Consider the following 22,526-nt stretch of genomic DNA (forward strand, 5'->3'; position numbering starts at 1 on the left):
TGAGTTTCCGCCTAGCGCTTGAGTCCCGTGGTCGCGATGCCCTCGATCAGCAGCCGCTGAAAGAAGAGAAAGAAGAAGAACACCGGGATCAGCGACAGGATCGACATGGCGAACAGCCCCGACCAGTCCGATAGGCCCGTTGAATCGACGAAGGAGCGCAAGCCGAGCTGCACCGTGTAGTCGCGCATGTCGTTCAGATAGATCAGCGGCCCGAAAAAATCGTCCCACGTCCAGATGAAGGTGAAGATCGCCGCGGTCGCAAGCACCGGCAGGGAGAGCGGCAGCATGATCTTCCAGTAGATGCGCCAGGCGCTGCAGCCGTCCATCATCGCCGCCTCGTGAAGCTCGCGCGGGATGCCTCGGAAGAACTGCACCATCAGGAAGATGAAGAAGGCGTCGGCCGCCAGGAATTTCGGCACGACGAGCGGCAGGATGGTGCCTACCCAGCCCAGGTTGAGGAACAGCACATATTGGGGGATCAGCGTCACATGATAAGGCAGCATCAGCGTGCCCAGCATGATCGCGAACCAGAAATTGCGGCCGCGGAACCGCAGCCGCGCGAAGGCGAAGGCGGCGAGCGAGCAGGCCATCACATTGCCCGCCACCGAGAGCGCCGATATGACGAAGGAATTCCAGAAGAAGGTGCCGAAATCCACCCGCAGGCCGAACCAGCCGCGCGGGTAGGCGGCAAGCGATACCGCCGACGGGATGAGCGACGTCGAGGAGAAGATCTCCTCCTCCGGCCGGAACGAGGCCGAAAGCATCCACAGCAGCGGATAAAGCATCACGATGGAGGCGCCGATCAGGAGAACATGCAGCACTACCGAGACCCACACCCTGCGCTTGCCGAGGCCGACGACCTCGAGCGGGCGGGCGTCCTGCATGACGGCAATCGCGGGATCAGTCATCGTAGTGCACCCAATAGCGAGCGGACAGGAAGGAGAAGGCTGTGAAGAGCGCGATGATCACCAGCAGGATCCACGCCAGCGCCGACGCATAGCCCATGCGGAAGAAGCCGAAAGCCTCCTGATAGAGATAGAGCGTGTAGAACAGCGTCGAATTGATCGGCCCGCCCGTGCCGCCGGAGATGATGAAGGCGGGGGTAAAGGCCTTGAATGCTTCGATGGTCTGCACCACGGCGTTGAAAAAGACGACCGGCGTGAGCAGCGGCAGGGTTATCTTCCAGAACTGGCGCCACTTGGACGCGCCGTCCAGGCTCGCCGCCTCATACATGTCCTGCGGTATCTGTCTGAGGCCCGCCAGGAAGATGATCATGGGCGAGCCGAACTGCCACACCGACAGGACGATGAGCGTGTAGAGCGAGTAGTTCGGGTTGGAAATCCAGCTCGGTCCGATGATGCCGAAATTGGCAAGGAAGGAGTTCACCAGGCCGTTGCCGGCGAACAATTGCCGCCACAAGACGGCGATCGCCACCGAGGCGCCCAGCAGCGACGGCAGATAGAAGATGGCCCTGTACCAGGGCAGGCCGCGGATGCCCCTGTTCAAGGCCATGGCGACGAGAAGCGCAAAGGCCAGCTTCAGCGGCACCGATATGAGCACGTAGAAAAACGTCACCTGCATCGATGCGACGAAGCGCGGGTCCGCCGTGGCGATGCGCACATAGTTCGAGGCCCCGGTCCAGCGCGGCGGCGTCAGGAGGTCGAAATCCGTGAAGGAAAGATAGAGCGAGACCAGTGCCGGGCCGGCCGTCAGCCCGAAGAAGCCGATGAACCACGGCAGGAGGAACATGTAGCCCGCGCCGTTGCGCGACCAGGCGCGTGCGAGCCTGCTTCGGAAGGATGTGTGGACGGGGGCGTGAGAGGCGATGGCGGTCATTTGCGCTCGGCTTCGCTCCGGCAATTCAGCTGCGCCCCGTCCGCGGGCGGAGCGAACCGGCGCTTCCGCCGGTTGCGCACAGCCAGGGATGGGGCTCGGACGCCTGCCGCCTGCGCCGGGAAAGGCGCAGGCGGCCAGGGCGCTAGCCGCGGGCCAGGATCGACTTCGCCTCCTCGACGAAGGCTTCCGCGCCCGATTGCGGCGTGTGCTGCTCGAACGCAACCTCCTCGCTGACACGGATCAGCATCTTGTCGATCTCGCCCGCGCCGAGCGGCGGCGGGGGCGGCAGCGGACCGGCGAGATCGCCCAGCCCGCCGATATACTCGACCGCAGCGCGGCCCGTCTCGTCGAGATGCGGCTTGAGCGCCTCGCGCACCGCTGCCGATTCGGGCACCCCGCGCTCGACGTCGAGGACGGCCGCCGCCTCGGGATTGGTCACGAAGAAGGAGATGTAGGCCGCCGCAGCCTCCGGGTTCTCGCTCTGCGAGGACACCGAGAAGAACATCGACGGCTTGCGGTAGTGACCGCCGCCGGCACCCGCTTCGATGCGCGGATAGGCGTGCATCACGATCGGGTCCTTGTTGATGGTCTGGTAGCCCACAAGCTGGTTCGAATGGGCATAGGAGACCGCCGCATGGCCGAGCGAGACCATGCCCGTCTCGATCTGGCGCTTGTCCAGCGCCTGCAGGTCCGGTGGCACGCAGGCCTTGGATTCGCGCATGGCCGCCCACAATTCGAACCACTCGCGCGCATCCTCCGCGTCGAAGGCAAGTTCACCTTCCTCCGTATAAAGCGCCTTTCCGCGCTGGCGGACGAAGTTCTCGAAGAAGGGCTCCACGCCCGATCCGTCCGACAGACCATAGAAGTTCTGCCGCTTGCCGGCCGCGGTGATCTCCTCGCCGATGCGCTTCATCTCGTCGAAGGTCAGCGACTGGTCGGGAATGGCGATTCCCGCCTCCTCGAAGGCGGCGGAATTGACCATCATGGCCGAAGAGTTGGCCCCGAGGCTGACGCCGTAGAGGGAGCCGTCCACCGATCCGCCGTCAAGGGCGGCCTGGTCGAAATCGGAAACGTTCAGCACGTCGGGGACGTAGCCCTCCAGCGGCGCCAGCGCGTCGCGGCGGGCATATTCGAAGATGTAGCGGTAGTCCATCTGGATGATGTCCGGCGCGTTCCGCCCGGCCACCTGGGTGGCGAGCCGTGGCCAGTAATCATCCCAGCCGACGGTCTCCCCGTCGATCGTGACGCCCGGATTGGCCTCCATGTAGAGATTGCTGACCTTGAAGGTGCGATCGGCTCGCGGCTGCGAGCCCCACCACATCAGCCTCAGCCTGGTCTCCTGGCCGAAGGCAAGGCCCCCGCCAAGGGCGGAAGCCGAAAGTGCTGCTGCACCGCCCGCAAGAACACTGCGCCTGCTTATCCGATATGCCATTGATGTTCCTCCCATTTTTCCTGCCGCGGCCTGCGCATCTCCTCAAACGCGCAAGGCACACCTCCTCCAGTGCCGGTAATAACCAGACAGTTACAAGCTGAATAATCCTCAGCCGCCTGTCAAGGCGCGAACGCAGCTCGGCGCAGATAGAGGCGTTTCAACGGAGGTTTCCAGATAGCCGCCGCCACGGGCAAGTTCGGGCCGGGCACGGCCTGTTGCCGCGAGGCGGCCGTCTCCGGCCGGCGGACGAAAGCGACTTGCAAAATCGTTCATTGATGATCGATCGGAAGCGCTGCTCCGGTGCGTCGGCCCCGTCCGTCAGGCCCCGTGCATCACGCAAGCAGCGGGCGTGGGCGCTCGCGCATCTCCCGGCGAAAGTCGGACGGGCTCACGCCGGCCATCTTGCGGAAGCTTTTGTTGAAGGCCGACAGGGACCCGAAACCGCTTTCCATCGCCACACGGAGCACGTTGGCGTCCTGCTGCATCAGCAGGGCCTGGGCGTAGGACAGGCGAAGCAGGTTCACATATTCGTTCAGCGTCATGCCGGTCGACTTCTTGAAGACGCTCATCGCGTATTTCGGATGGATGTCGGCCGAAACGGCTATGTCGGCCGAGTCGATCTGCTGGCGGAAGTTCGTGGCTATGAAGGCGCATATGCGCCCGATATTGTGAAAGCTCTGCTGATCCGGTGCTTCGATGGGCGTTGCCGGCAGCCCGTCCGCCGCCGACAGGCGGTATGGGCCGAACTGGATGCGCTCGATCCTGAGCAGCAGTTCCTCGAGCGCGTGATTGACCAGTTGCGGCTTGTCCGAGCACAGATACTCCGACCAGCGCGTGAAGTTGGCCGGATCGCTTTCGTCCGCTTTCTCCGCGACCAGCGCCCCGCCCCGCATGAGCCGCTGCTGGATATCGTGCGGAAGCCGCAGCCGGAAGAAATTTATGAGCGGCATGTGGATGGCGACGTAGAAGGGATCCTCGGACGTATCCACGACCCGGTGCGGTAGACCGCCCCAGAAAATGCACAGGTCGCCCGCCTCCAGGCGAACCGGAAAGCCGTGCATTCGATAATCGACCGAGCCACGGAACACGTAGTTGATTTCGACCTGCGCGTGCCAGTGCGCCGAACTCATGATTCCCGGCTGCATATGGCTGACGACAAGCGCATTCGGCACCTTTTCAACGGTGCTCTTCACGGGATTCCAGTAGCGCTTTCCCAGCGTCTTACTATTGGACAACTTTGCCTTCCCATTACGCAAGACGTCCACCCTAGAGCCGCTACTCTATCGGTCGCCCGAATGTCGGGCAATGGGAAAGGGAGGACTTTCGATGGACGTTCATCTCGGCCGCGCCGCGCTCGCACTGGCTTTTGCCTTGGGCGCGACCCCGGCCTACAGCCAGTCTGGGGAGCTTACCGTCTGGAGCTGGAACATTGCGGCTTCGTCGCTCGAAGCGGTTGCGGAGAAGTTCAAGGAAAAGCACCCCGACGTCGAAATCAACGTCCAGGACCTGGGCAACGACCAGGTCTTCGACCGGCTGCTCGCCGGCTGCGCGGCAGGCGGTTCGGGGCTACCCGACATCGTCTCCGTAGAAAACCACGAAGCCGAGATTTTCTGGGCGCAGTTTCCCGGCTGCTTCAGCGATCTGACGGAGCTCGGCTATACGGAGGAGATCGCTTCCGGCTTTCCCGAATTCAAGCGGACCGAACTCGAAGTCGGCGATGCCGCCTACGCGATGCCCTGGGATTCCGGGCCGGTGGTCATGTTCTACCGCCGCGACTATTACGACAAGGCGGGCGTCGACCCGCAGGACATCGAGACCTGGGCCGATTTCATCCAGGCCGGCAAGAAGATCATGGAGGCCAATCCGGGGGTCGTCATGACCCAGGCCGACCTCAATGGCGACACCGAGTGGTTCCGCATGATCTCCAACGAGCAGGGCTGCGGCTACTTCTCCAACGATGCCAGCGCCATCAGGGTCAATCAGCCGGCCTGCGTGGCAACCCTCGAGGCGATCAAGGACGTCTATGACGCCGGCCTCCTGAAGGCGGCCAACTGGAACGAGAAGATCCAGTCCAACACCGCCGGAACAGTCGCCACGCAGATGTATGGCGGCTGGTATGAGGGCACGATCCGCTCCACCTCGCCTGAACAGGCCGGACAGTGGGGCGTCTACCTGATGCCGAGCCTGTCCGAAGACGGGCCCCGCGCTGCCAATCTGGGCGGTTCCGCGCTGGCCATTCCGGCAGCTTCCGAAAACAAGGATGCGGCCTGGGCCTTCGTCAATTATGCGCTGGGCACCAATGAGGGCCAGGTCACCATGCTGCGCGAATACGGCCTCGTCCCATCGTTGCTGTCGGCCCTCGACGCTCCCTACGTCCAGCAGGAACAGCCCTTCTGGGGCGGCCAGAAGATCTGGATCGATATCCTGGGAACGCTCGACAAGATCGAGCCGAGCCGCGGTACGCCCTTCTTCGGCGATGCCGATCAGATCGTCCAGGACGTGCAGACGCAATATCTGAATGGCGGCTTCCCCGATGCCAAGGCCGCGCTGGACAGCGCCGCCGAGCAGATCGAGCTCGTCACCGGCCTTCCCGTTCAAGAATAGCGAACGGCGCGGGGCCAGGCGGCCCCGCTTCACGCCGAAACCGGGGAGACCATCGGAATGCGCGCGCGCACGCGGACGGCCTACGGCTTTCTCACGCCCTATCTCGTGATCTTTGCTGCCTTTTGGGTGTGGCCGATCATCTATTCCTTCTGGCTGTCTTTCCTGCAGACGCGGGGCCTTCCCTGGCGCTTCAACCCCGGCGCGACCTGGGGCCGTCTGATCGTCGACCCGGCCTTTGCCAACGCGCTCAAGAACACGCTGCTCATCCTGGCGATCCAGGTGCCGGTGATGATCACCCTCGCCACCATACTCGCCGTCCTGCTCAACTCGCCGCTTTTGAAGGCGCGCGGCCTCATGCGCTTTGCCTTCTTCGCGCCGGTCGTCGTCGGCGAGGTGGCCTATGCCGCCGTCTTCCGGCTGATGTTCAATGCCGAGTTCGGGGTCGTGAACAAGATCGCCGGCGGTGTCGGCCTTCCCGCCGTGGAATGGTTTTCAAACCCGACCGCGGCCATGGCTCTCATCATCATCGCCATCACCTGGCGCTGGGTGGGCTACAACGCGATTCTCATCCTGTCCGGTCTGCAGTCCATTCCGGCCGATGTCTACGAGGCGGCGACGCTCGACCGGGTTTCGAAATTCAAGCAGTTCATTTTCATCACCCTGCCGCTTCTGCGGCCGGTCATCCTCGTCTGCCTGGTCCTGTCGATCATCGGCACCATGCAGCTTTTCGTCGAGCCGTTCCTGATCACCAATCGCGGCGGCCCGGGCAGCGCGACCGAAACGCTCGGCCTGTTCCTCTACCGGCAGGGCTTCACGGTGCTCAATTTCGGCTACGCCTCGGCGGTCGCCTACACCATCGCCGCGCTCGCCGTCCTGATCTCGCTCGTCAATTTCTGGCTGGCAAGGGAGCCGAAATGAAATCCAGATCCGCCGCCCGGCTGACGAACGCGATCGTGCTGCACGCGATCCTGGTGCCCTTGGCCATCGTCTGGCTGTTTCCGATCTGGATGATGTTCGTCTTCTCCACCATGCCGGAGAATGCCATTTTCAGCCCGAACGTCGTTCTCTTCCCGTCGGATCAGTTCTGGGTCAATTTCCAGCTTCTGGAAGCCGACACCAACTTCACGCGAACCGTCTTCGTCTCGGTCGTCGTGGCCCTCGTCTACACGTTCCTGTCGGTCATGCTCACTTCCATGGCCGGCTGGGCGCTGGCCCGCTACCGGTTCTTTGGCAAGCGCATCGTCCTCGGCATCATCCTCGGCACGCTGACCCTGCCCTTCTTCGTGGTGATCATCCCGCAATTCATCATGGTCGCGCGCGACTTCGGGCTGGCGAATACATGGTTCGCGCTGATCGTGCCCCCGCTTTTCAACTCGCTCGGCGTTCTGTTCATGCGCCAGTCCTTTTCCATGATGCCGGGTGATCTTTTCGATGCCGCCCGCGTGGAAGGCGTGAAGGAATGGCGCATCTTCCTGTTCGTCGCCCTGCCCATGGCGAGGCCGACGCTGGCGGCGCTCTGCATCATTCTCTTCCTGTTCTCCTGGAACAACTATCTCTGGCCGCTCCTCATCAGCAACCAGCCCGACATGATGACCGCGCCCGTGGCGCTCGGCACGCTGATCGGTTTCACGCGGGTTTCCTGGGGCGGCATCATGACGGGCGCGGTCGTTTTGACCGTCCCCATGCTCATCGTCTTTGTCGTTTTGCAGCGTCACTTCATGGCGGGGATCACCGCCGGAGCGATCAAGTAGGAAGGTTGTCTGATGGCGGGGGTAACCCTCAACGAGGTCAAGAAGCGGTTCGGAGCCTTCGAGGTCATACACGGAGCCTCCCTGGAGGTGAACGATGGCGAGTTTATCGTCTTCGTCGGGCCATCCGGGTGCGGAAAATCCACCCTGTTGCGCATGATAGCCGGGCTTGAGGATATCAGCGGCGGCGAAATCGGGATCGGCGGCAAGGTCGTCAATGACGTCGAGCCGGCGGACCGCGGCACGGCCATGGTCTTCCAGTCCTACGCGCTCTACCCGCACATGAACGTCCGCCAGAACCTGTCCTTCGGCCTGCGCATGAACGGCAACCCGCGCGAGGATACCGAGCGGCGCGTCAGGCACGCGGCCGAGATCCTGCGCATCACCGAGCTTCTCGACCGCCGCCCGCGCCAGCTTTCCGGCGGTCAGCGTCAGCGCGTGGCGATCGGCAGGGCCATCGTGCGCGAACCGGAGGTCTTCCTCTTCGACGAACCGCTCTCCAACCTCGATGCCGAGCTTCGGGTGCAGATGCGCGTCGAGATCGCCAAGCTCCACGCCGAACTCGGCACCACCATGATCTATGTCACCCACGACCAGACGGAGGCGATGACGCTGGCCGACCGGATCGTCGTCCTCCGCGACGGGCGCATCGAACAGATCGGCAGGCCGCTCGATCTTTACGACGATCCGGCCAACCGGTTCGTCGCCGGCTTTCTCGGCTCCCCGAAGATGAATTTTCTCGAGGCCGAGGTCGTTGCAAGCGGCAGTACCGGCGCAACCCTCGCCCTCCTGAACCACCAGGGCGCAAAGCTCACGATTCCGGTCGCCAACGCCGTCTCCGGCGGGGAGCGTGTCGTCGTCGGCATCCGCCCCGAGCACTTCCGGGAGGCCGGCAAAGGCGACTGCAACCTTCAGCTCGATGTCGATGTCGTCGAGCATCTCGGCTCCACGAGCTATGTCTACGCCAACACCAACTCGCCCGAGCAGCTCATCGTCCAGCGCGAGGAGCAGCAGGGCCGGCTTGACACGCTGAACGTCTCGATCCCATCGGCCCGGGTCTACCTGTTCGATCAGGCCGGCAAACGGCTCCAATAAACATCCGCAACGAAAGAGATTTATCATGAGCGAACATTCCCGACTGCGCTGGGGCATTGTCGGACCAGGCACCATCGCCCGGGCCTTCGCGGATGGCCTTGCCCATTCGCGCACCGGCACGCTCGCCGCCATTGGAACCCGCAATCCGGATCGGCCCGGCCTGGGCGAGCATTTTCCCGGCGCGCGCGTGCATCGCGGCTATGAGGCGCTGCTGGCGGATGACGAGATAGACGCGATCTACATCGCCACGCCGCACCCCACCCACGCCGAATGGGCCATCAAGGCCGCGGAAGCGGGCAAGCATGTGCTGGTGGAAAAGCCGATGGGGCTCACCGCCTACGAGGCCGAGGCGATCATCCACGCCGCGCGGCGCGCCGGCACCTTCATGGGCGAAGGCTACATGTACCGCCTCCACCCCCAGACCGCCAGGCTGCTGGAGCTCATCCGCGACGGCGTGATCGGCGACGTCCGCATGGTCAAGTCGAGCTTCGGCTTTGCCATGCCAGGCTTCGACCCCGAGCACCGCCTCTATTCAAGCCTCCTTGCGGGCGGCGGCATTCTGGACGTGGGCGGCTATCCCGTTTCCATGGCGCGGCTGATCGCCGGCGCGACGGTGGACAAGCCCTTTCTGGAACCGGAAAAACTGGTCGGCACGGCCCATCTCGGCCAGTCGGGCGTTGATGAGTGGGCGTCGGCCGTCCTGCACTTCCCCAACGGCATCCTGGCGGAGGTCTCCTGCTCGATCTCGCTCAAGCAGGACAATGTGCTGCGCGTCTTCGGCACCGCGGGACGCATCGAGGTCGCCGATTTCTGGTTTGCCTCCGGCAAGCAGGGCGGCGAGGGCCGCATCGAGATCATCGGAAATGACGGCAGCCGCCGGACCGTCGCGGTCGCCGAGCCGCGCCGTCTTTATGCTTTCGAGATAGACGCCGCCGCCGAGGCGATCCGCGCCGGCCGTCAGGAGTTTGCCGCGCCCGGCATGAGTTGGGCCGACACGCTCGGCAACCTCAAGGTGATGGACAAATGGCGCATGGCCGCGGGTCTTGAATATGAGATCGAAAAACCGGCCCTGCGCACCCGCACGCTCAAGGGCGAGGTCCTGGAAAAACGCTTCGAGCGCATCGGTGCACGCACGATAGCCGGCCTCGACCGGCCGGTCTCGCAGGTCGTGCTCGGCTTCGAGGACTTTCCGACCTTCGCCAGCGCCTCGGTCCTTCTCGACGCCTATTTCGAGCGGGGCGGCAACGTGTTCGACACCGCCTATGTCTATGGCAGCGGCCGCGCCGAGCGCCTCCTCGGCCAGTGGATGAAGAGCCGCAACGTGCGCGAGGCGGCCGTCGTCATCGGCAAAGGCGCCCACACTCCCCTCACCTACCCGGACGTGATCGGCCGACAGCTCGACGAGACGCTGGACCGCCTCCAGACCGACCATCTGGACATCTATTTCATGCACCGGGACAATCCCGCTGTGCCGGTCGATGAATTCGTCGACGCAATGGATGCGGAGGTGAAGGCCGGGCGCATCCGCGGTCCTTTCGGCGGCTCCAACTGGACGCGCGAGCGCATGGACGCGGCGATCGACTATGCCAGGCGGACCGGCAAGACGGCCCCCATGGTGCTGTCGAACAACTTCTCGCTCGCTGAGATGCACAATCCTATCTGGCCCGGCTGCGTCTCCGCGTCCGACGATTCCTGGAAGGCGTGGCTGAAGGAGCGGCAGGTCACGAACTTCGCCTGGTCGAGCCAGGGCCGAGGCTTCTTCACCGAGCGGGCCGGCCGCGACAAGCGCGACAATGAGGAGCTGGTGCGCTGCTGGTACTCGGATCAGAATTTCGCCCGCCGCGACCGCGCCGTGGCCCTGGCCGAAAGACGGGGCTGCAAGCCGATCCATATCGCGCTCGCCTATGTGCTCGCCCAGCCCTTTCCGGTCGTGCCGCTGATCGGCCCGCGCGCCATCGCCGAGCTCGACGACAGCCTGCGGGCTCTCGATATCAGGCTTTCGCCCGACGATATCCGATGGCTGGAATCGGGCGCCTGATCGTGCCGGGCGGCTGGCAATTCCAGGAAAGGCAGGGGCCGGTTCTCTGTCCGGAATTGGGTGGAAACAAGCAGTTCGATCAGTTCGTCGTTCCTGTGAAACGGTGAACTGTTCGGGCCCTGCGGAAGGAGGTGCTGCCAGTCCCGAAGGAGCGGCCGGCAGGGGCCGGCGTCAAAGCCGGCTCCCCTCGCCTTCGGCCTGCCCGAGCGCGCCCATCTTCTCGATAAAGGCGATGATTTCATCCACGCCCACCCGACGTGAAAGATCGGTCATCACATAGGGGCGGCCGAGGCGCGCCTTTTCCGTGTCGGCCCGCATCACCTCGAGATCGGCGCCGACATGAGGCGCAAGGTCCGTCTTGTTGATGACGAGGAGGTCGGAGCGGGTGATCGCCGGACCGCCCTTGCGCGGAATCTTCTCTCCCTGCGCGACGGAGATGACGTAGATCGTGAGATCGGCCAGGTCGGGCGAGAAGGTGGCGGCAAGATTGTCGCCGCCGCTCTCGATCAGCACCACGTCGAGATCGGGAAAACGACGGTTGAGGTCGGCGATGGCCGAAAGGTTGAGGGAAGCATCTTCGCGGATCGCCGTATGCGGACAGCCGCCGGTCTCCACGCCCACGATCCGGTCTTCCGAGATCGCCTGAAGGCGCGCCAGGATCAGCGCGTCCTCCTTGGTGTAGATGTCGTTTGTAACCACCGCCATCGAATAGCGGTCGCGCATCGCCTTCAGCAGGACCTCGCACAACGTCGTCTTGCCGGACCCGACGGGTCCGCCGATGCCGATGCGGAGCGGGCCATTGGGGGATTTCATGAGCGGAAGATCCTTGTTGCAAGTGTTTCGTGCTTCATGGCCGCAATGTCGGCCGCATAGGCCGCCGAGCCGAGGTCGTCGACGGTGGCGTCCGACAATACAGCCGCCAGGGCTTCTATCATGGGCTCGAGTCCGGCCTGGATATTCAGGCCGTCCGTCTGGCCGATCGGCACCAGCCGCACGGCGACCGAAATCTGCGCCTGTGCAAAGGCGGCCAGATAGGCAGTGAGCGTTCCGGTGGCATCTATGCCTCCGGCTCCCGCCGCCGCCCCGAACGCGACCGGATAGGGGCATGGGGAGGCAAGCCGGTCATGCACCGGCGCCGGCCACGCGCGTACCGCCTCCATGAATGCATTTCCGGTCACCAGCATTTCTTCGCGCCGCTGGCGCGCCGGCGTCAGCGCCAGGCACAGTTCGGCCAACGCGCAGAGCCGGGCGGCGCTCCCACACGTGCGATGAGCCTCGGCCACGAAAATGGCATCGCTGTGCGCGGTGCCGCTTTTGAGGCTGGCTTCGATCCAGTTACGCGTCCGGGCGGGGTCGCCAACGGTGCCTTCTGCAATGGCCGTTTCCAGGCCGCCCGAATAGGCAAACGCGCCCGCGGGAAAGGCGGGTGAGCTCCACGCCAGCAGCCTTTGCAGGGCGCGCGGCTCAGTCATGGTGGTGATGGTGGCCCTGCGCATGACCGTGATAGGCGCCGCCTTCGGGCGAAAAGGGTTCCGCGACCTCGGTCACGGTGGCGCCAAGCCCCGTCAGCATGTCGCAAATGACGCGATCGCGGCGGATGAGGATACGGTCCTGCATGATCTGCGCAGGCAGATGGCGGTTCCCCAACTGCCAGGCAAGCGCGACAAGGTGCCGGGCATCGCGCCCGCGCACCTCGTAAAGGAGTTCGGGCGCCGCCCGCACCTCGACCACGCTTCCATCGTCGAGAACGAGGCCGTCGCCATGTTGGAGCAGCCGCGCCTCGGGAAGGTCCAGCAGGAATTCCATCCCGTTGTCGGAGCGCATGGAAACGCGGCGGCGATGGCGTGCCGTCTCGTCGAGCGTGATTGTGTCGGCGGCAGCGCCGAAGGAGCGGGTGACAGCGGTGGCGCGGTTCATTGTTGCATTGGCTCCCGGTCTCAGAACAGGAAATAGCGCTGGGCCATGGGCAGGACCGCGGCCGGTTCGCAGGTCAAGAGCTCGCCGTCGGCCCGCACCTCGTAGGTTTCCGGATCCACCTCTATATGCGGCGTGGCGTCGTTGAAGACCATGGACTTCTTGCCGATGCTGCCGCGCGTGTTCTCCACGGCGAGCATGCCCTTCTCGATCCCGAGCTTTTCGCGCAGCCCGTCGTCCAGTGCCGCCTGCGAGGTGAAGGTCACGGAAGAGGCCGGGACCGCCTTGCCGAAGGCGCCGAACATGGAGCGATAGTGCATCGGTTGCGGCGTGGGAATGGAGGCATTGGGATCGCCCATCAGGGCGGCGGCGATGGTGCCGCCAAGCAGGATCATCTCCGGCTTGACGCCGAAGAAGGCGGGGTTCCACAGCACGAGGTCCGCCCGCTTGCCGGCCTCGATGGAGCCGATATGCCGCGAAACGCCGTGCGCGATAGCCGGGTTGATCGTGTATTTGGCGATGTAGCGCTTGACGCGCACATTGTCGTTTTCGCCGGTCTCCTCGGGGAGCCGGCCGCGCTGGCGCTTCATCTTGTCCGCCGTCTGCCAGGTGCGGATGATCACCTCGCCCACGCGCCCCATGGCCTGGCTGTCGGAGGCGATGATGGAGAAGGCGCCCAGATCGTGCAGGATATCCTCGGCCGCGATCGTCTCCTTGCGGATGCGGCTTTCGGCAAAGGCCACGTCTTCGGGAATAGACGGGTCGAGATGGTGGCACACCATCAGCATGTCCAGATGTTCGGCGATGGTGTTGACTGTGTACGGCCGCGTCGGATTTGTGGAGGAAGGAATGACGTTCTCGAGCCCGCATACCTTGATGATGTCGGGCGCGTGCCCCCCGCCGGCGCCTTCCGTGTGGTAGGCATGGATCGTGCGGCCCTTGAGCGCCCTGATCGTGCTCTCCACGAAACCGCTCTCGTTCAGCGTATCCGTGTGGATCATCACCTGCACGTCATGATCGTCGGCGACCGCCAGGCAGTTGTCAATGGCTGCGGGCGTCGTGCCCCAGTCCTCATGCAGCTTGAGCGAACAGGCACCGCCCTTCACCATCTCGATCAGCGGTTCCGGCAGCGACGCATTTCCCTTGCCCGCAAGGCCGATATTCATCGGAAAGGCGTCGAAGGACTGGATCATCCGCCCGATATGGAAGCTGCCGGGCGTGCAGGTGGTGGCCAGCGTCCCGTGCGCGGGTCCCGTGCCGCCGCCCAACATTGTCGTGAGGCCGCTCATCAGCGCTTCCTCGATCTGCTGCGGGCAGATGAAGTGGATATGGGCGTCGAAGCCGCCGGCGGTCAGGATCTTGCCTTCGCCGGCGATGATCTCCGTTCCCGGTCCGATGAGGATGTCGACGCCCGGCTGCGTGTCGGGGTTGCCGGCCTTGCCGATCGCAGCGATCCGCCCGTCGCGAAGCCCCACATCCGCCTTATGGATGCCGGTGACGTCGACGATCAGCGCATTCGTGATGACGGTGTCCATAGCGCCGGCCGCGCGCGTGGCCTGGCTCTGGCCCATGCCGTCGCGGATCACCTTGCCGCCGCCGAACTTCACCTCCTCGCCATAGATGGTGAAATCCTTCTCCACCTCGACGAAAAGCTCCGTGTCGGCCAGCCGCACCCTGTCGCCCGTGGTCGGGCCGTACATGTCGGCATAGGCCGCGCGGGAAATTTTGGCGGGCATCAAAGCGCTCCCATGATCTTCTGCTGAAAGCCATAGGCCTTTCGGCTGCCCGAAAGCGGCACCAGCCGCACCTCGCGCGTCTGGCCGGGTTCGAAGCGGACCGCCGTTCCGGCGGCAATGTCGAGGCGGCGCCCGCGCGCCTTGTCGCGGTCGAAGGAAAGCGCCTCGTTGGCTTCGAAGAAGTGGTAATGCGAGCCCACCTGGACCGGCCGGTCGCCCGTGTTGGAAACCTCCAGCACCACCTGCTCGGCGCCCGCGTTCAACTCGATCTCGCCGGGCTTGGTAATGACTTCACCGGGTATCGTCATGGTAGGGTCTCCTGCGATGGGCGGCTCAGCCGGCAAAGGCGAGCCATAGGCCGGCGAGTGCCGTGGCAAGGCCGGCCATGCGGGTCAAAAGCCCGTCCATCGCCCCCTTCTGCCGGCGGCCCAGGGCAAGTCCCAGCGCGATGCCCGCCATGTGCAGGAGCGCCGTGGCGACGGCGAATCCCGCGGCAAAGGGCAGCGCGCCGGCCATGCCGAGTTCGGCGCCATGGGCATGGCCGTGGAAGAAGGCGAAAAAGGCGACGCATCCCGCGACGCCCGCCACGGGCAGCGGCAGGGCAAGCGCCATCATCAGGCCGATGAAGACGATGGAGGCGAGGATCACCGGCTCCACCAGCGGCAGCGGTGCGCCTGAAAGGGCGGCGGCGAAGCCCGCGATCATCGTGCCGACGAAGGCCGCCGGCACGATCGTAAGACCCCGCTGCCCAAGGCTCGCCGCCCACAGGCCGACCGCCACCATCACCAGGACGTGGTCGGCGCCGAAGAGAGGGTGCGAGAAGCCGGCCATGAAGGAACCGTGTCCGGCGGGATCGAGATGCGCGAAAGCAGGCGCGGTGGCTGCGAAAAAAACAGCGGCGGCAAATGCAGGACGTTTGAACATGCGAAAATTCCCTTGAAAATTCTCAGTCAGCGGATCGGTTCGTGAACGGTGACGAGCTTGGTGCCGTCGGGAAAGGTGGCTTCCACCTGGATGTCGTGGATCATCTCGGCCACGCCCTCCATCACCTGCTCGCGGCTGATGACGTGAGCGCCCGCCTCCATGAGCTCGGCCACCGGGCGGCCGTCGCGCGCGCCTTCCACGATGAAATCGGTGATGAGAGCGATCGCCTCGGGATGGTTGAGCCTCACGCCGCGCTCGAGCCGTCGCCGCGCCACCATGGCGGCCATGGCGATCAGCAGCTTGTCTTTTTCTCGGGGCGTCAGGTTCATGGGTGTCTCATTCTCGTTCAGATGGTCCACAGGCGGGGCATCGAGCCCGCCGTGGAAAGAAGACCGATGGCCGGTGCGAGTACGCGCCGAAGCAGGAATCCCGACGGCGCCAGCACACGCAGGACGAGGCGCCCGTCCGCCGCGCTCGCGGCAGCACATGCGTGGGGATCCAGAAGCGATCGCAGCGCCTCCAGCTTCTCCTCCGCATCGGGTGTAATGGCCAGGGCCGTGGCAAAGGCGTTGTGGCCGGCCAGCAGCGACAGGCCCTCGCGCTCGAAATCCTCGCCGGTCAGGCGCGTCGCCTCGGCATGGACAAGGCGGCCGGCGCGAAAGATGCGCCAGCGATCCTTCAGTCTGGCAAGGCGCGCGGTCTCGCCCATGGCCGCGCGGCCGATAAGCACGGCCTCGACGGCAGTGAACGTCGCCCCTTCGGCAAGCTCGACGGTCATGCTGCGGTCGAGCCGGCTTCCTTCGAAAAGGATTGTTTCCTGCGGCAGCCAGTCGACGTGGCCGCCGGCGCCGACACGGATATCCGTCGAAACGCGGGCGTCATCGCCCGTCGAGCGGTACACCCGTTCGCAGGCCTGGGTGGTGAGCACCATTGTGGCGCCCGCCGCCGCTTCGGCATGCCATTCGACGCGGTCTCCGCCGGTGAGCCCGCCGGAAGTGTTGATCAACACCGCTTCCAGCGCCTCGCCATGGCTGCGGGGCAGGCGGATCTTGCAGCAGCCTTCCTGGTAGAAGGTATCGAGGCAGGTACGGCCGGCGCGCAGCTTGGTGCCGAGGCGGCCCGCCCCGCGCGAGCGCTGCATGGCGACGGGTGCGGATGGCACGACTGCGGGAATGTTCGCTGCAACGGGCATTGCTGGTCACACCATCAGGTGACGCCGGATCTCCGGCTTGTCGAGTTCGGATGCGGCGCCGGAATGGACGATCTCGCCCCGGTCCATGATGTATATACTGTCCGCCAGCTCGCGGCAGAAGTCGAGATACTGTTCCACCAACAGGATCGTCATGCCCAATTCGTCACGCAAGAACTGAAGCGCCCGGCCGATGTCCTTGATGATGGAAGGCTGGATGCCCTCGGTCGGCTCGTCGAGGATAAGCACCTTCGGCCGCGTCACCAGCGCACGCCCGATGGCAAGCTGCTGCTGCTGGCCGCCGGACAGGTCGCCCCCTCGCCTGGAAAGCATGTCCTTCAGCACGGGGAACAGGGTGAAGATGGTGTCGGGGATCGAGCGTTCGCCGGCCTTTAGTGCCGCGAACCCCGTTTGCAGGTTCTCCCTCACCGTCAGCAGCGGAAAGATCTCCCGCCCCTGCGGCACGTAGCCGAGGCCGAGGCGGGCGCGGCGGTAGGGCGGCGCCTTGCCGAGGGCTGAACCGCCGAAAAGCACCTCGCCCTTCGCCACCGGGTGCACCCCGGCAATGGCCCTGAGCAGAGAGGATTTGCCCACGCCGTTGCGCCCGAGAACGGCGGTGATGGCCGCCGGCTTCGCCTCCACGCTGACGGCCTTCAGCGCCCGCGCCGCGCCGTAATGGAGGTCGATGCTTTCCACAGCCAGCGAAACGGCCACCCTCACCTCCCCAGATAGCTTTCGATCACGCGCGGGTCGGCGCTCACGTGGTCGAGGCTGCCTTGCGCCAGCACCGACCCCTCCGCCAGCACGGTCACGCGCGCGGCAAGATCGCGGATGAAGCTCATGTCGTGCTCGACCACCACCACGGACCGTGTCCTGGCGATCTCCTTCAGAAGCTTCGCCGTCTCCACTGTCTCGGCATCCGTCATGCCGGCCACCGGCTCGTCGACCAGGAGCAGCTTGGGATCCTGCGCCAGAAGCATGCCGATCTCCAGCCATTGCTTCTGGCCGTGACTCAGGTTGGCCGCCAGCTCGTCGCGCCGGCGGCCGAGGCGGATGATTTCGAGAATCTCCTCCAGCCGCTCCACATCCGCGTCCGAAGGATGGTGGAACCAGGCGGAGAACACGCCGCGCGGCTTCTTCAGCGCCAGCTCCAGATTGTCCCACACCGTGTGGCTCTCGAACACCGTCGGCTTCTGGAATTTCCGCCCGATGCCAAGCTCGGCAATGGCCGCCTCGTCGAGACGGGTAAGGTCGGTGTCGCCTTCGAAGAAAACCTCCCCTTCGTCCGGCCGCGTCCTGCCGGTGATGATGTCCATCATCGTCGTCTTGCCGGCCCCGTTGGGGCCGATGATGGCCTGCAGCTCGCCGTGCTTGACGATAAGCGAAAGATTGTTGATCGCCCTGAACCCGTCGAAGGAGACGGAGACGCCGTCGAGATACAGAAGCGCCTTCTTGTCGCTCATCGCGCTTACTCCGCCGGGGAAGGTTCGAGGCTGGCCGAGGCCGGCGCGCCCGCCGTCCCGTCTTCCGTCCGCGCCGAAGCCCGCCGCGCCTTCAGCGCCGTCCAGCCCTGCGCGGTCGTGCCGACGATGCCCTTGGGCAGGAACAGCGTCACGGCCACGAACAGCCCGCCCAGCGCGAACAGCCAGAACTCGGGGAGAACCCCCGTGAACCAGGATTTCCCGGCATTCACCAGCACCGCACCGATGATCGGCCCGACAAGCGTCCCGCGCCCGCCGACGGCGGCCCAGATCACGACCTCGATGGAATTGGCCGGCGCGAACTCGCCCGGATTGATGATGCCCACCTGCGGCACGTAAAGCGCTCCGGCGATGCCCGCGATGACGGCCGAGGCGGTGAAGGCGAAGAGCTTGTAGCGGTCCACCCGGTAGCCGAGGAAGCGCGTGCGGCTTTCCGCGTCCCGCACGGCGACCAGCACCTTGCCGAGCTTGGAATTCACGATGGCCGAGCAGACGAGGAAGGAAACCGCCAGCGCAACGGCCGAGGCCGCGAAGAGAGCCGCCCGCGTCGAGCCCGCCTGGATCGGCGCGCCGAGAATGTCCTTGAAGTCGGTCAGCCCGTTGTTGCCGCCGAAGCCCATGTCGTTGCGGAAGAAGGCGAGCAGCAGGGCGTAGGTCATGGCCTGGGTGATGATGGAAAGGTAGACGCCGGTGACCCTTGAGCGGAAGGCAAACCAGCCGAAGACGAAGGCGAGCAGCCCCGGCACCAGCACCACCATGAGGGCGGCGAACCAGAACATGTCGAAGCCGTGCCAGAACCAGGGCAGTTCCTGGTAGTTCAGGAACACCATGAAGTCCGGCAGGACCGGATTCGCATAGACCCCGCGCTCGCCGATCTGGCGCATGAGATACATGCCCATTGCGTAGCCGCCCAGCGCGAAGAAGGCGCCGTGGCCGAGCGAGAGAATGCCGCAATAACCCCACACGAGATCAAGCGCCAGCGCCAGCATGGCGTAGGTGAGATACTTGCCGAACAGCGGCACAAAGTGATTGGGCACGCGCAGCGGATGGCCTGCCGGCAGGCAAAGGTTCGAGGCGGGCACGGCGATGGCGAGGAAAACCAGGATCGCCACCACCCATAGAGCCTTGCCGTCCAAGGCGCGCAGGAATGTTTTCGTGATCATGCGTCCACCGCCCGGCCCTTGAGCGCGAAAAGCCCGCGCGGGCGCCGCTGGATGAAGAGGATGATGAAGACGAGGATGAAGATCTTCGCCAGCACCGCGCCGGCGTAGGGCTCGAGGAACTTGTTCACCACGCCCAGCGTCAGCGCGCCCACCAGCGTGCCCCACAGATTGCCGACGCCGCCGAACACCACGACCATGAAGCTGTCGATGATGTAGCTCTGGCCGAGATTGGGTGAGACGTTGTCGATCTGGCTGAGCGCCACGCCCGCGATGCCGGCAATGCCGGAGCCGAGCCCGAACGTCATGGCGTCCACCCACGGCGTGCGGATGCCCATGGCCGACGCCATGCGTCGGTTCTGCGTCACCGCGCGCATCTGCAGCCCCAGCGGCGTGCGGTTCAGCACGGCCAGCAGCACGGCAAAGACGACCAGCGCGAAGACGACGATCCACATGCGGTTCCAGGTGATCGACAGCCCGCCCAGTTCGAAGGCGCCGGACATCCAGCTTGGATTGCCCACCTCGCGGTTGTTGGGGCCGAAGATGGTGCGCACCGTCTGCTGCAGGATGAGGCTCAGGCCCCAGGTGGCCAGCAGCGTCTCCAGCGGGCGCCCGTAGAGCCAGCGGATGATGCCGCGCTCGATGGCGATGCCGACCAGCGCCGTCACGAGGAAGGCGAGCGGGAGCGCGATCGCCAGGGAGTAGTCGAAGAGATCAGGAAAGGAGGTGCGGATCACCTGCTGCACGGCGAAGGTGGTGTAGGCGCCGAGCATGACGATCTCGCCATGGGCCATGTTGATGACGCCCATGACGCCGAAGGTGATGGCCAGCCCGATGGCCGCGAGCAGGAGCACCGAGCCCAGCGACAGCCCGTACCAGACGTTCTGGGCCGCGTCCCACATGGCAAGCCTGCCCTCGATATGGTCGATGCCGCGCTCGATGGCCGGCTTCAGCTCAGGCGGGGCGTCGGCGAGCGAACCGGTCAGCACCGCCAGCGCCTCGCGATTGCCCCGGGCGGCCAAAGTGTCTACTGCCGCCGCCTTCTCCTCCAGCCCCGCATCGGTCTTCAATATCGTGGTGGCCCGCGCCAGCTCCATCACCGTCTTCACGCCGGCATCCGTCTCGGCGGCAAGGGCCTCGTCGAGCAGTTCCAGCGCGTCCGGGTCGGCGTTGCCGAGCAGGGTCTGCGCCGCCGTCAGGCGGACCGAGGGGCTGGGGCTCATCAGGGTAAGCTGGCCGATGGCGCTGCGGATGGCGCGGCGCAGGCGGTTGTTGACGCGGATCTTGTCGAGATCGGAAGAAGCGGCGGTGCCCAATTCCTCGCCCGTCAGCGGATCGCTCAGCGCATAATCGCGCCCGGCGCGCTTGCCCCCAACCAGGCGGCCGTCCTCTTCCCGCACATACAGATCGCCTTCGCCCAGCACCTTCAGGAGGTTCGCCACGCGGTCGTCACCGGTAGCGGCAAGCTCGAAGATCACCTTCTCGCGGTCGGAATAGCTGCCCTCGGGGAGAGACCGCACGAGCGCCTCGACGTCCTGCGCGAAGGCGCCGGAGGCCGTGAACAACAGCGCAAGCGCGAGAAGGAGCTTCATAATGAGGCAGGTTGGGTGCATGGTCTTGCTATCTGCTACTGCGGAGACGCATTTGCTCTTGCGCACCCCCCTCTGTCCTGCCGGACATCTCCCCCCTCAAGGGGGGAGATCAGCCGTCCGCCACGTTCCGTGCATACTGCAGCGGCATTCTGCAGCGCTGGCGATTGTGAAGACGGCTTTGCCAGCCAAGCTCCCCCCTTGAGGGGGAGAGACCCGGCAGGGCAGAGGGGGGGGTGGCGGGACGCAGCCTTCACCGCGCCCCTTCACCTCAGCTCGCGCCGCCGCAGCTCTTCGTCTCGGTGTTGTAGTTTCCGCAGTTGACCGGCGCCGTCCAATCCGCCTCGATCATCTTCGATTCCGGCAGGAAGTCCGACCAGGCGTCGCCCGGCACCACCTCTTCCGTCTCCCACACCACCTCGAACTGGCCGTCGTCCTGGATCTCGCCGATCAGCACGGGCTTGGTGATGTGATGGTTGGGGAGCATCTTGGCGATGCCGCCGGTCAGGTTCGGCGTCTCCAGCCCGATGATGGCGTCGAGCACGGCATCGGTGTCGGTCGTGCCGGCCTTCTCGACCGCCTGGACCCACAGGTTGAAGCCGACCACATGGGCTTCCATCGGGTCGTTGGTCACGCGATCCTCGTCGCCGATGAATTCGCGCCACTTGGCGATGAATTCCTCGTTCTCCGGCGTGTCGACGGACTGGAAGTAGTTCCAGGCGGCCAGATGCCCCACCAGCGGTTCGGTGTCGATGCCCGCAAGCTCTTCCTCGCCGACGGAGAAGGCCACGACCGGAATGTCTTCCGCCGCGATGCCCTGATTGGCAAGCTCCTTGTAGAACGGCACGTTGGCATCGCCATTGATGGTGGAGACGACGGCCGTCTTCTTGCCCGCCGAGCCGAACGCCTTGATGTCGGAGACGATCGTCTGCCAGTCGGAATGGCTGAACGGCGTGTAGTTGATCATGATGTCCTCGGCGGCCACGCCCTTGTCCATCAGATATTGCTCGAGGATCTTGTTGGTCGTGCGCGGATAGACATAGTCGGTGCCGGCCAGCACCCAGCGCTCCACGCCTTCCTCGTTCATCAGGTAGTCGACGGCGGGAATGGCCTGCTGGTTGGGCGCCGCACCCGTATAGAACACGTTGCGCTGGCTCTCCTCGCCCTCATACTGCACCGGATAGAAGAGGATCGAGTTCAACTCCTCGAACACCGGCAGAACGGACTTGCGGGAGACCGACGTCCAGCAGCCGAACACCGCGGCCACGTCGTTGACCGAGATCAGCTCGCGCGCCTTCTCGGCGAACAGCGGCCAGTCGGAAGCGGGGTCCACCACCACGGCCTCCAGCTTCTTTCCCAGAAGCCCGCCCTTCCTGTTCTGCTCGTCGATAAGGAAGAGCATCGTGTCCTTCAGCGTCGTCTCGGAAATCGCCATCGTGCCCGAGAGCGAATGGAGGACGCCGACCTTGATGGTCTCCTCCTGCGCGTAGCTTATGCCTGCCGAAAGCCATGCGGAGCCGGCGAGCGCCGTGGCTAGGACCGCGCGGCGGGTGAATGTCATGCTCATCTGTCTGTTCCCCTGCGAAAGATCGATTGGGCCGAGTGAGGGCCGGAGGGAACTTTGCAGCCCTGCAGGGAAAGCACCTATACGTTGAACGACGTAGGTGGCCGGGCGTTACATCTGCAATGCCGTTTCCATGCCTGAACCGCCATCCTGGGACGAAGCGCCTCAGGACACGTCGGAAAACATCGCCGCACACTTTTTAATCATCTTGCGAAA

22 protein-coding genes are annotated in these 22,526 nt (G+C 64.8%); 5 read left to right on the forward strand and 17 right to left on the reverse strand.

All coding sequences use genetic code 11. From position 1 onward, the window contains the following. Positions 1–11: 11 nt before the first annotated feature. The 4 genes from NTH_RS05430 to NTH_RS05445 form a co-directional block, all read right to left on the reverse strand. Positions 12–908, reverse strand: coding sequence for a carbohydrate ABC transporter permease (locus tag NTH_RS05430; protein WP_422392350.1), 897 nt, complete (start codon positions 906–908; stop codon positions 12–14). Continuing rightward, positions 901–1,836 carry a carbohydrate ABC transporter permease gene (locus tag NTH_RS05435; RefSeq protein ID WP_338529067.1) on the reverse strand — a complete coding sequence of 312 codons (936 nt, stop codon included), beginning with the start codon at positions 1,834–1,836 and terminating at the stop codon, positions 901–903. The genes NTH_RS05430 and NTH_RS05435 overlap by 8 nt, the downstream gene beginning before the upstream one ends. A 142-nt stretch (positions 1,837–1,978) precedes the next feature. Beyond that, complete coding sequence (locus NTH_RS05440) at positions 1,979–3,268, reverse strand: ABC transporter substrate-binding protein (protein ID WP_338529068.1); 1,290 nt, start codon at positions 3,266–3,268, stop codon at positions 1,979–1,981. Between the two features lie 332 nt (positions 3,269–3,600). Continuing rightward, positions 3,601–4,503: a helix-turn-helix domain-containing protein gene (locus tag NTH_RS05445; protein ID WP_422392351.1), complete on the reverse strand. Its 903-nt coding sequence runs from the start codon at positions 4,501–4,503 to the stop codon at positions 3,601–3,603. A 91-nt stretch (positions 4,504–4,594) separates the two neighbouring features. On the opposite strand from NTH_RS05445, the gene NTH_RS05450 reads away from it, so the two are divergent. The 5 genes from NTH_RS05450 to NTH_RS05470 are packed head-to-tail and all read left to right on the forward strand — an operon-like array spanning position 4,595 to position 10,753. Next, positions 4,595–5,872, forward strand: a complete 1,278-nt coding sequence (locus NTH_RS05450; protein WP_338529069.1) for an ABC transporter substrate-binding protein — start codon at positions 4,595–4,597, stop codon at positions 5,870–5,872. A gap of 57 nt (positions 5,873–5,929) precedes the next feature. Next, positions 5,930–6,790, forward strand: coding sequence for a carbohydrate ABC transporter permease (locus tag NTH_RS05455; RefSeq protein ID WP_338529070.1), 861 nt, complete (start codon positions 5,930–5,932; stop codon positions 6,788–6,790). Beyond that, positions 6,787–7,623 carry a carbohydrate ABC transporter permease gene (locus NTH_RS05460; protein ID WP_338529071.1) on the forward strand — a complete coding sequence of 279 codons (837 nt, stop codon included), beginning with the start codon at positions 6,787–6,789 and terminating at the stop codon, positions 7,621–7,623. Before NTH_RS05455 ends, NTH_RS05460 begins: the two co-directional genes overlap by 4 nt. 12 nt (positions 7,624–7,635) lie before the next feature. After that, entirely contained in the window at positions 7,636–8,715 is a 1,080-nt protein-coding gene (locus NTH_RS05465; RefSeq protein WP_338529072.1) for an ABC transporter ATP-binding protein, read from the forward strand. A 25-nt stretch (positions 8,716–8,740) separates the two neighbouring features. Continuing rightward, on the forward strand, positions 8,741–10,753 hold the full coding sequence (locus NTH_RS05470) for an aldo/keto reductase (protein WP_338529073.1): 2,013 nt from the start codon (positions 8,741–8,743) through the stop codon (positions 10,751–10,753). Between the two features lie 171 nt (positions 10,754–10,924). On the opposite strand, the gene ureG is transcribed toward NTH_RS05470, so the two are convergent. The 13 genes from ureG to urtA form a co-directional block, all read right to left on the reverse strand. Continuing rightward, positions 10,925–11,566, reverse strand: coding sequence for an urease accessory protein UreG (gene ureG, locus NTH_RS05475; protein WP_338529074.1), 642 nt, complete (start codon positions 11,564–11,566; stop codon positions 10,925–10,927). Further along, positions 11,563–12,249 carry an urease accessory protein UreF gene (locus NTH_RS05480; RefSeq protein ID WP_338529075.1) on the reverse strand — a complete coding sequence of 229 codons (687 nt, stop codon included), beginning with the start codon at positions 12,247–12,249 and terminating at the stop codon, positions 11,563–11,565. Before NTH_RS05480 ends, ureG begins: the two co-directional genes overlap by 4 nt. Continuing rightward, positions 12,218–12,670, reverse strand: coding sequence for an urease accessory protein UreE (locus NTH_RS05485; protein ID WP_338529076.1), 453 nt, complete (start codon positions 12,668–12,670; stop codon positions 12,218–12,220). The genes NTH_RS05480 and NTH_RS05485 overlap by 32 nt, the downstream gene beginning before the upstream one ends. A gap of 20 nt (positions 12,671–12,690) precedes the next feature. Then, positions 12,691–14,403: an urease subunit alpha gene (ureC, locus tag NTH_RS05490; RefSeq protein ID WP_338529077.1), complete on the reverse strand. Its 1,713-nt coding sequence runs from the start codon at positions 14,401–14,403 to the stop codon at positions 12,691–12,693. After that, positions 14,403–14,711, reverse strand: coding sequence for an urease subunit beta (locus NTH_RS05495; protein WP_338529078.1), 309 nt, complete (start codon positions 14,709–14,711; stop codon positions 14,403–14,405). The genes ureC and NTH_RS05495 overlap by 1 nt, the downstream gene beginning before the upstream one ends. A 25-nt stretch (positions 14,712–14,736) precedes the next feature. Further along, positions 14,737–15,327, reverse strand: coding sequence for a HupE/UreJ family protein (locus NTH_RS05500; protein WP_338529079.1), 591 nt, complete (start codon positions 15,325–15,327; stop codon positions 14,737–14,739). A 26-nt stretch (positions 15,328–15,353) separates the two neighbouring features. After that, positions 15,354–15,656, reverse strand: coding sequence for an urease subunit gamma (locus NTH_RS05505; RefSeq protein ID WP_338529080.1), 303 nt, complete (start codon positions 15,654–15,656; stop codon positions 15,354–15,356). A gap of 17 nt (positions 15,657–15,673) precedes the next feature. Beyond that, a complete protein-coding gene (locus NTH_RS05510) occupies positions 15,674–16,519 on the reverse strand; it encodes an urease accessory protein UreD (RefSeq protein ID WP_338529081.1) in 846 nt (281 codons plus the stop codon). Between the two features lie 6 nt (positions 16,520–16,525). Next, entirely contained in the window at positions 16,526–17,230 is a 705-nt protein-coding gene (gene urtE, locus NTH_RS05515; RefSeq protein ID WP_338529082.1) for an urea ABC transporter ATP-binding subunit UrtE, read from the reverse strand. A 2-nt stretch (positions 17,231–17,232) separates the two neighbouring features. Continuing rightward, positions 17,233–17,979: an urea ABC transporter ATP-binding protein UrtD gene (gene urtD, locus NTH_RS05520; RefSeq protein WP_338529083.1), complete on the reverse strand. Its 747-nt coding sequence runs from the start codon at positions 17,977–17,979 to the stop codon at positions 17,233–17,235. A 5-nt stretch (positions 17,980–17,984) separates the two neighbouring features. Beyond that, positions 17,985–19,160 carry an urea ABC transporter permease subunit UrtC gene (gene urtC, locus NTH_RS05525; RefSeq protein WP_338529084.1) on the reverse strand — a complete coding sequence of 392 codons (1,176 nt, stop codon included), beginning with the start codon at positions 19,158–19,160 and terminating at the stop codon, positions 17,985–17,987. Beyond that, entirely contained in the window at positions 19,157–20,770 is a 1,614-nt protein-coding gene (gene urtB, locus NTH_RS05530; RefSeq protein WP_338529085.1) for an urea ABC transporter permease subunit UrtB, read from the reverse strand. Before urtB ends, urtC begins: the two co-directional genes overlap by 4 nt. A 247-nt stretch (positions 20,771–21,017) precedes the next feature. Continuing rightward, positions 21,018–22,313 carry an urea ABC transporter substrate-binding protein gene (gene urtA / locus NTH_RS05535; protein WP_422392352.1) on the reverse strand — a complete coding sequence of 432 codons (1,296 nt, stop codon included), beginning with the start codon at positions 22,311–22,313 and terminating at the stop codon, positions 21,018–21,020. Positions 22,314–22,526 lie beyond the last annotated feature (213 nt).

It is taken from the genome of Nitratireductor thuwali (assembly GCF_036621415.1).
In the GTDB taxonomy this organism is placed as follows: domain Bacteria; phylum Pseudomonadota; class Alphaproteobacteria; order Rhizobiales; family Rhizobiaceae; genus Chelativorans; species Chelativorans thuwali.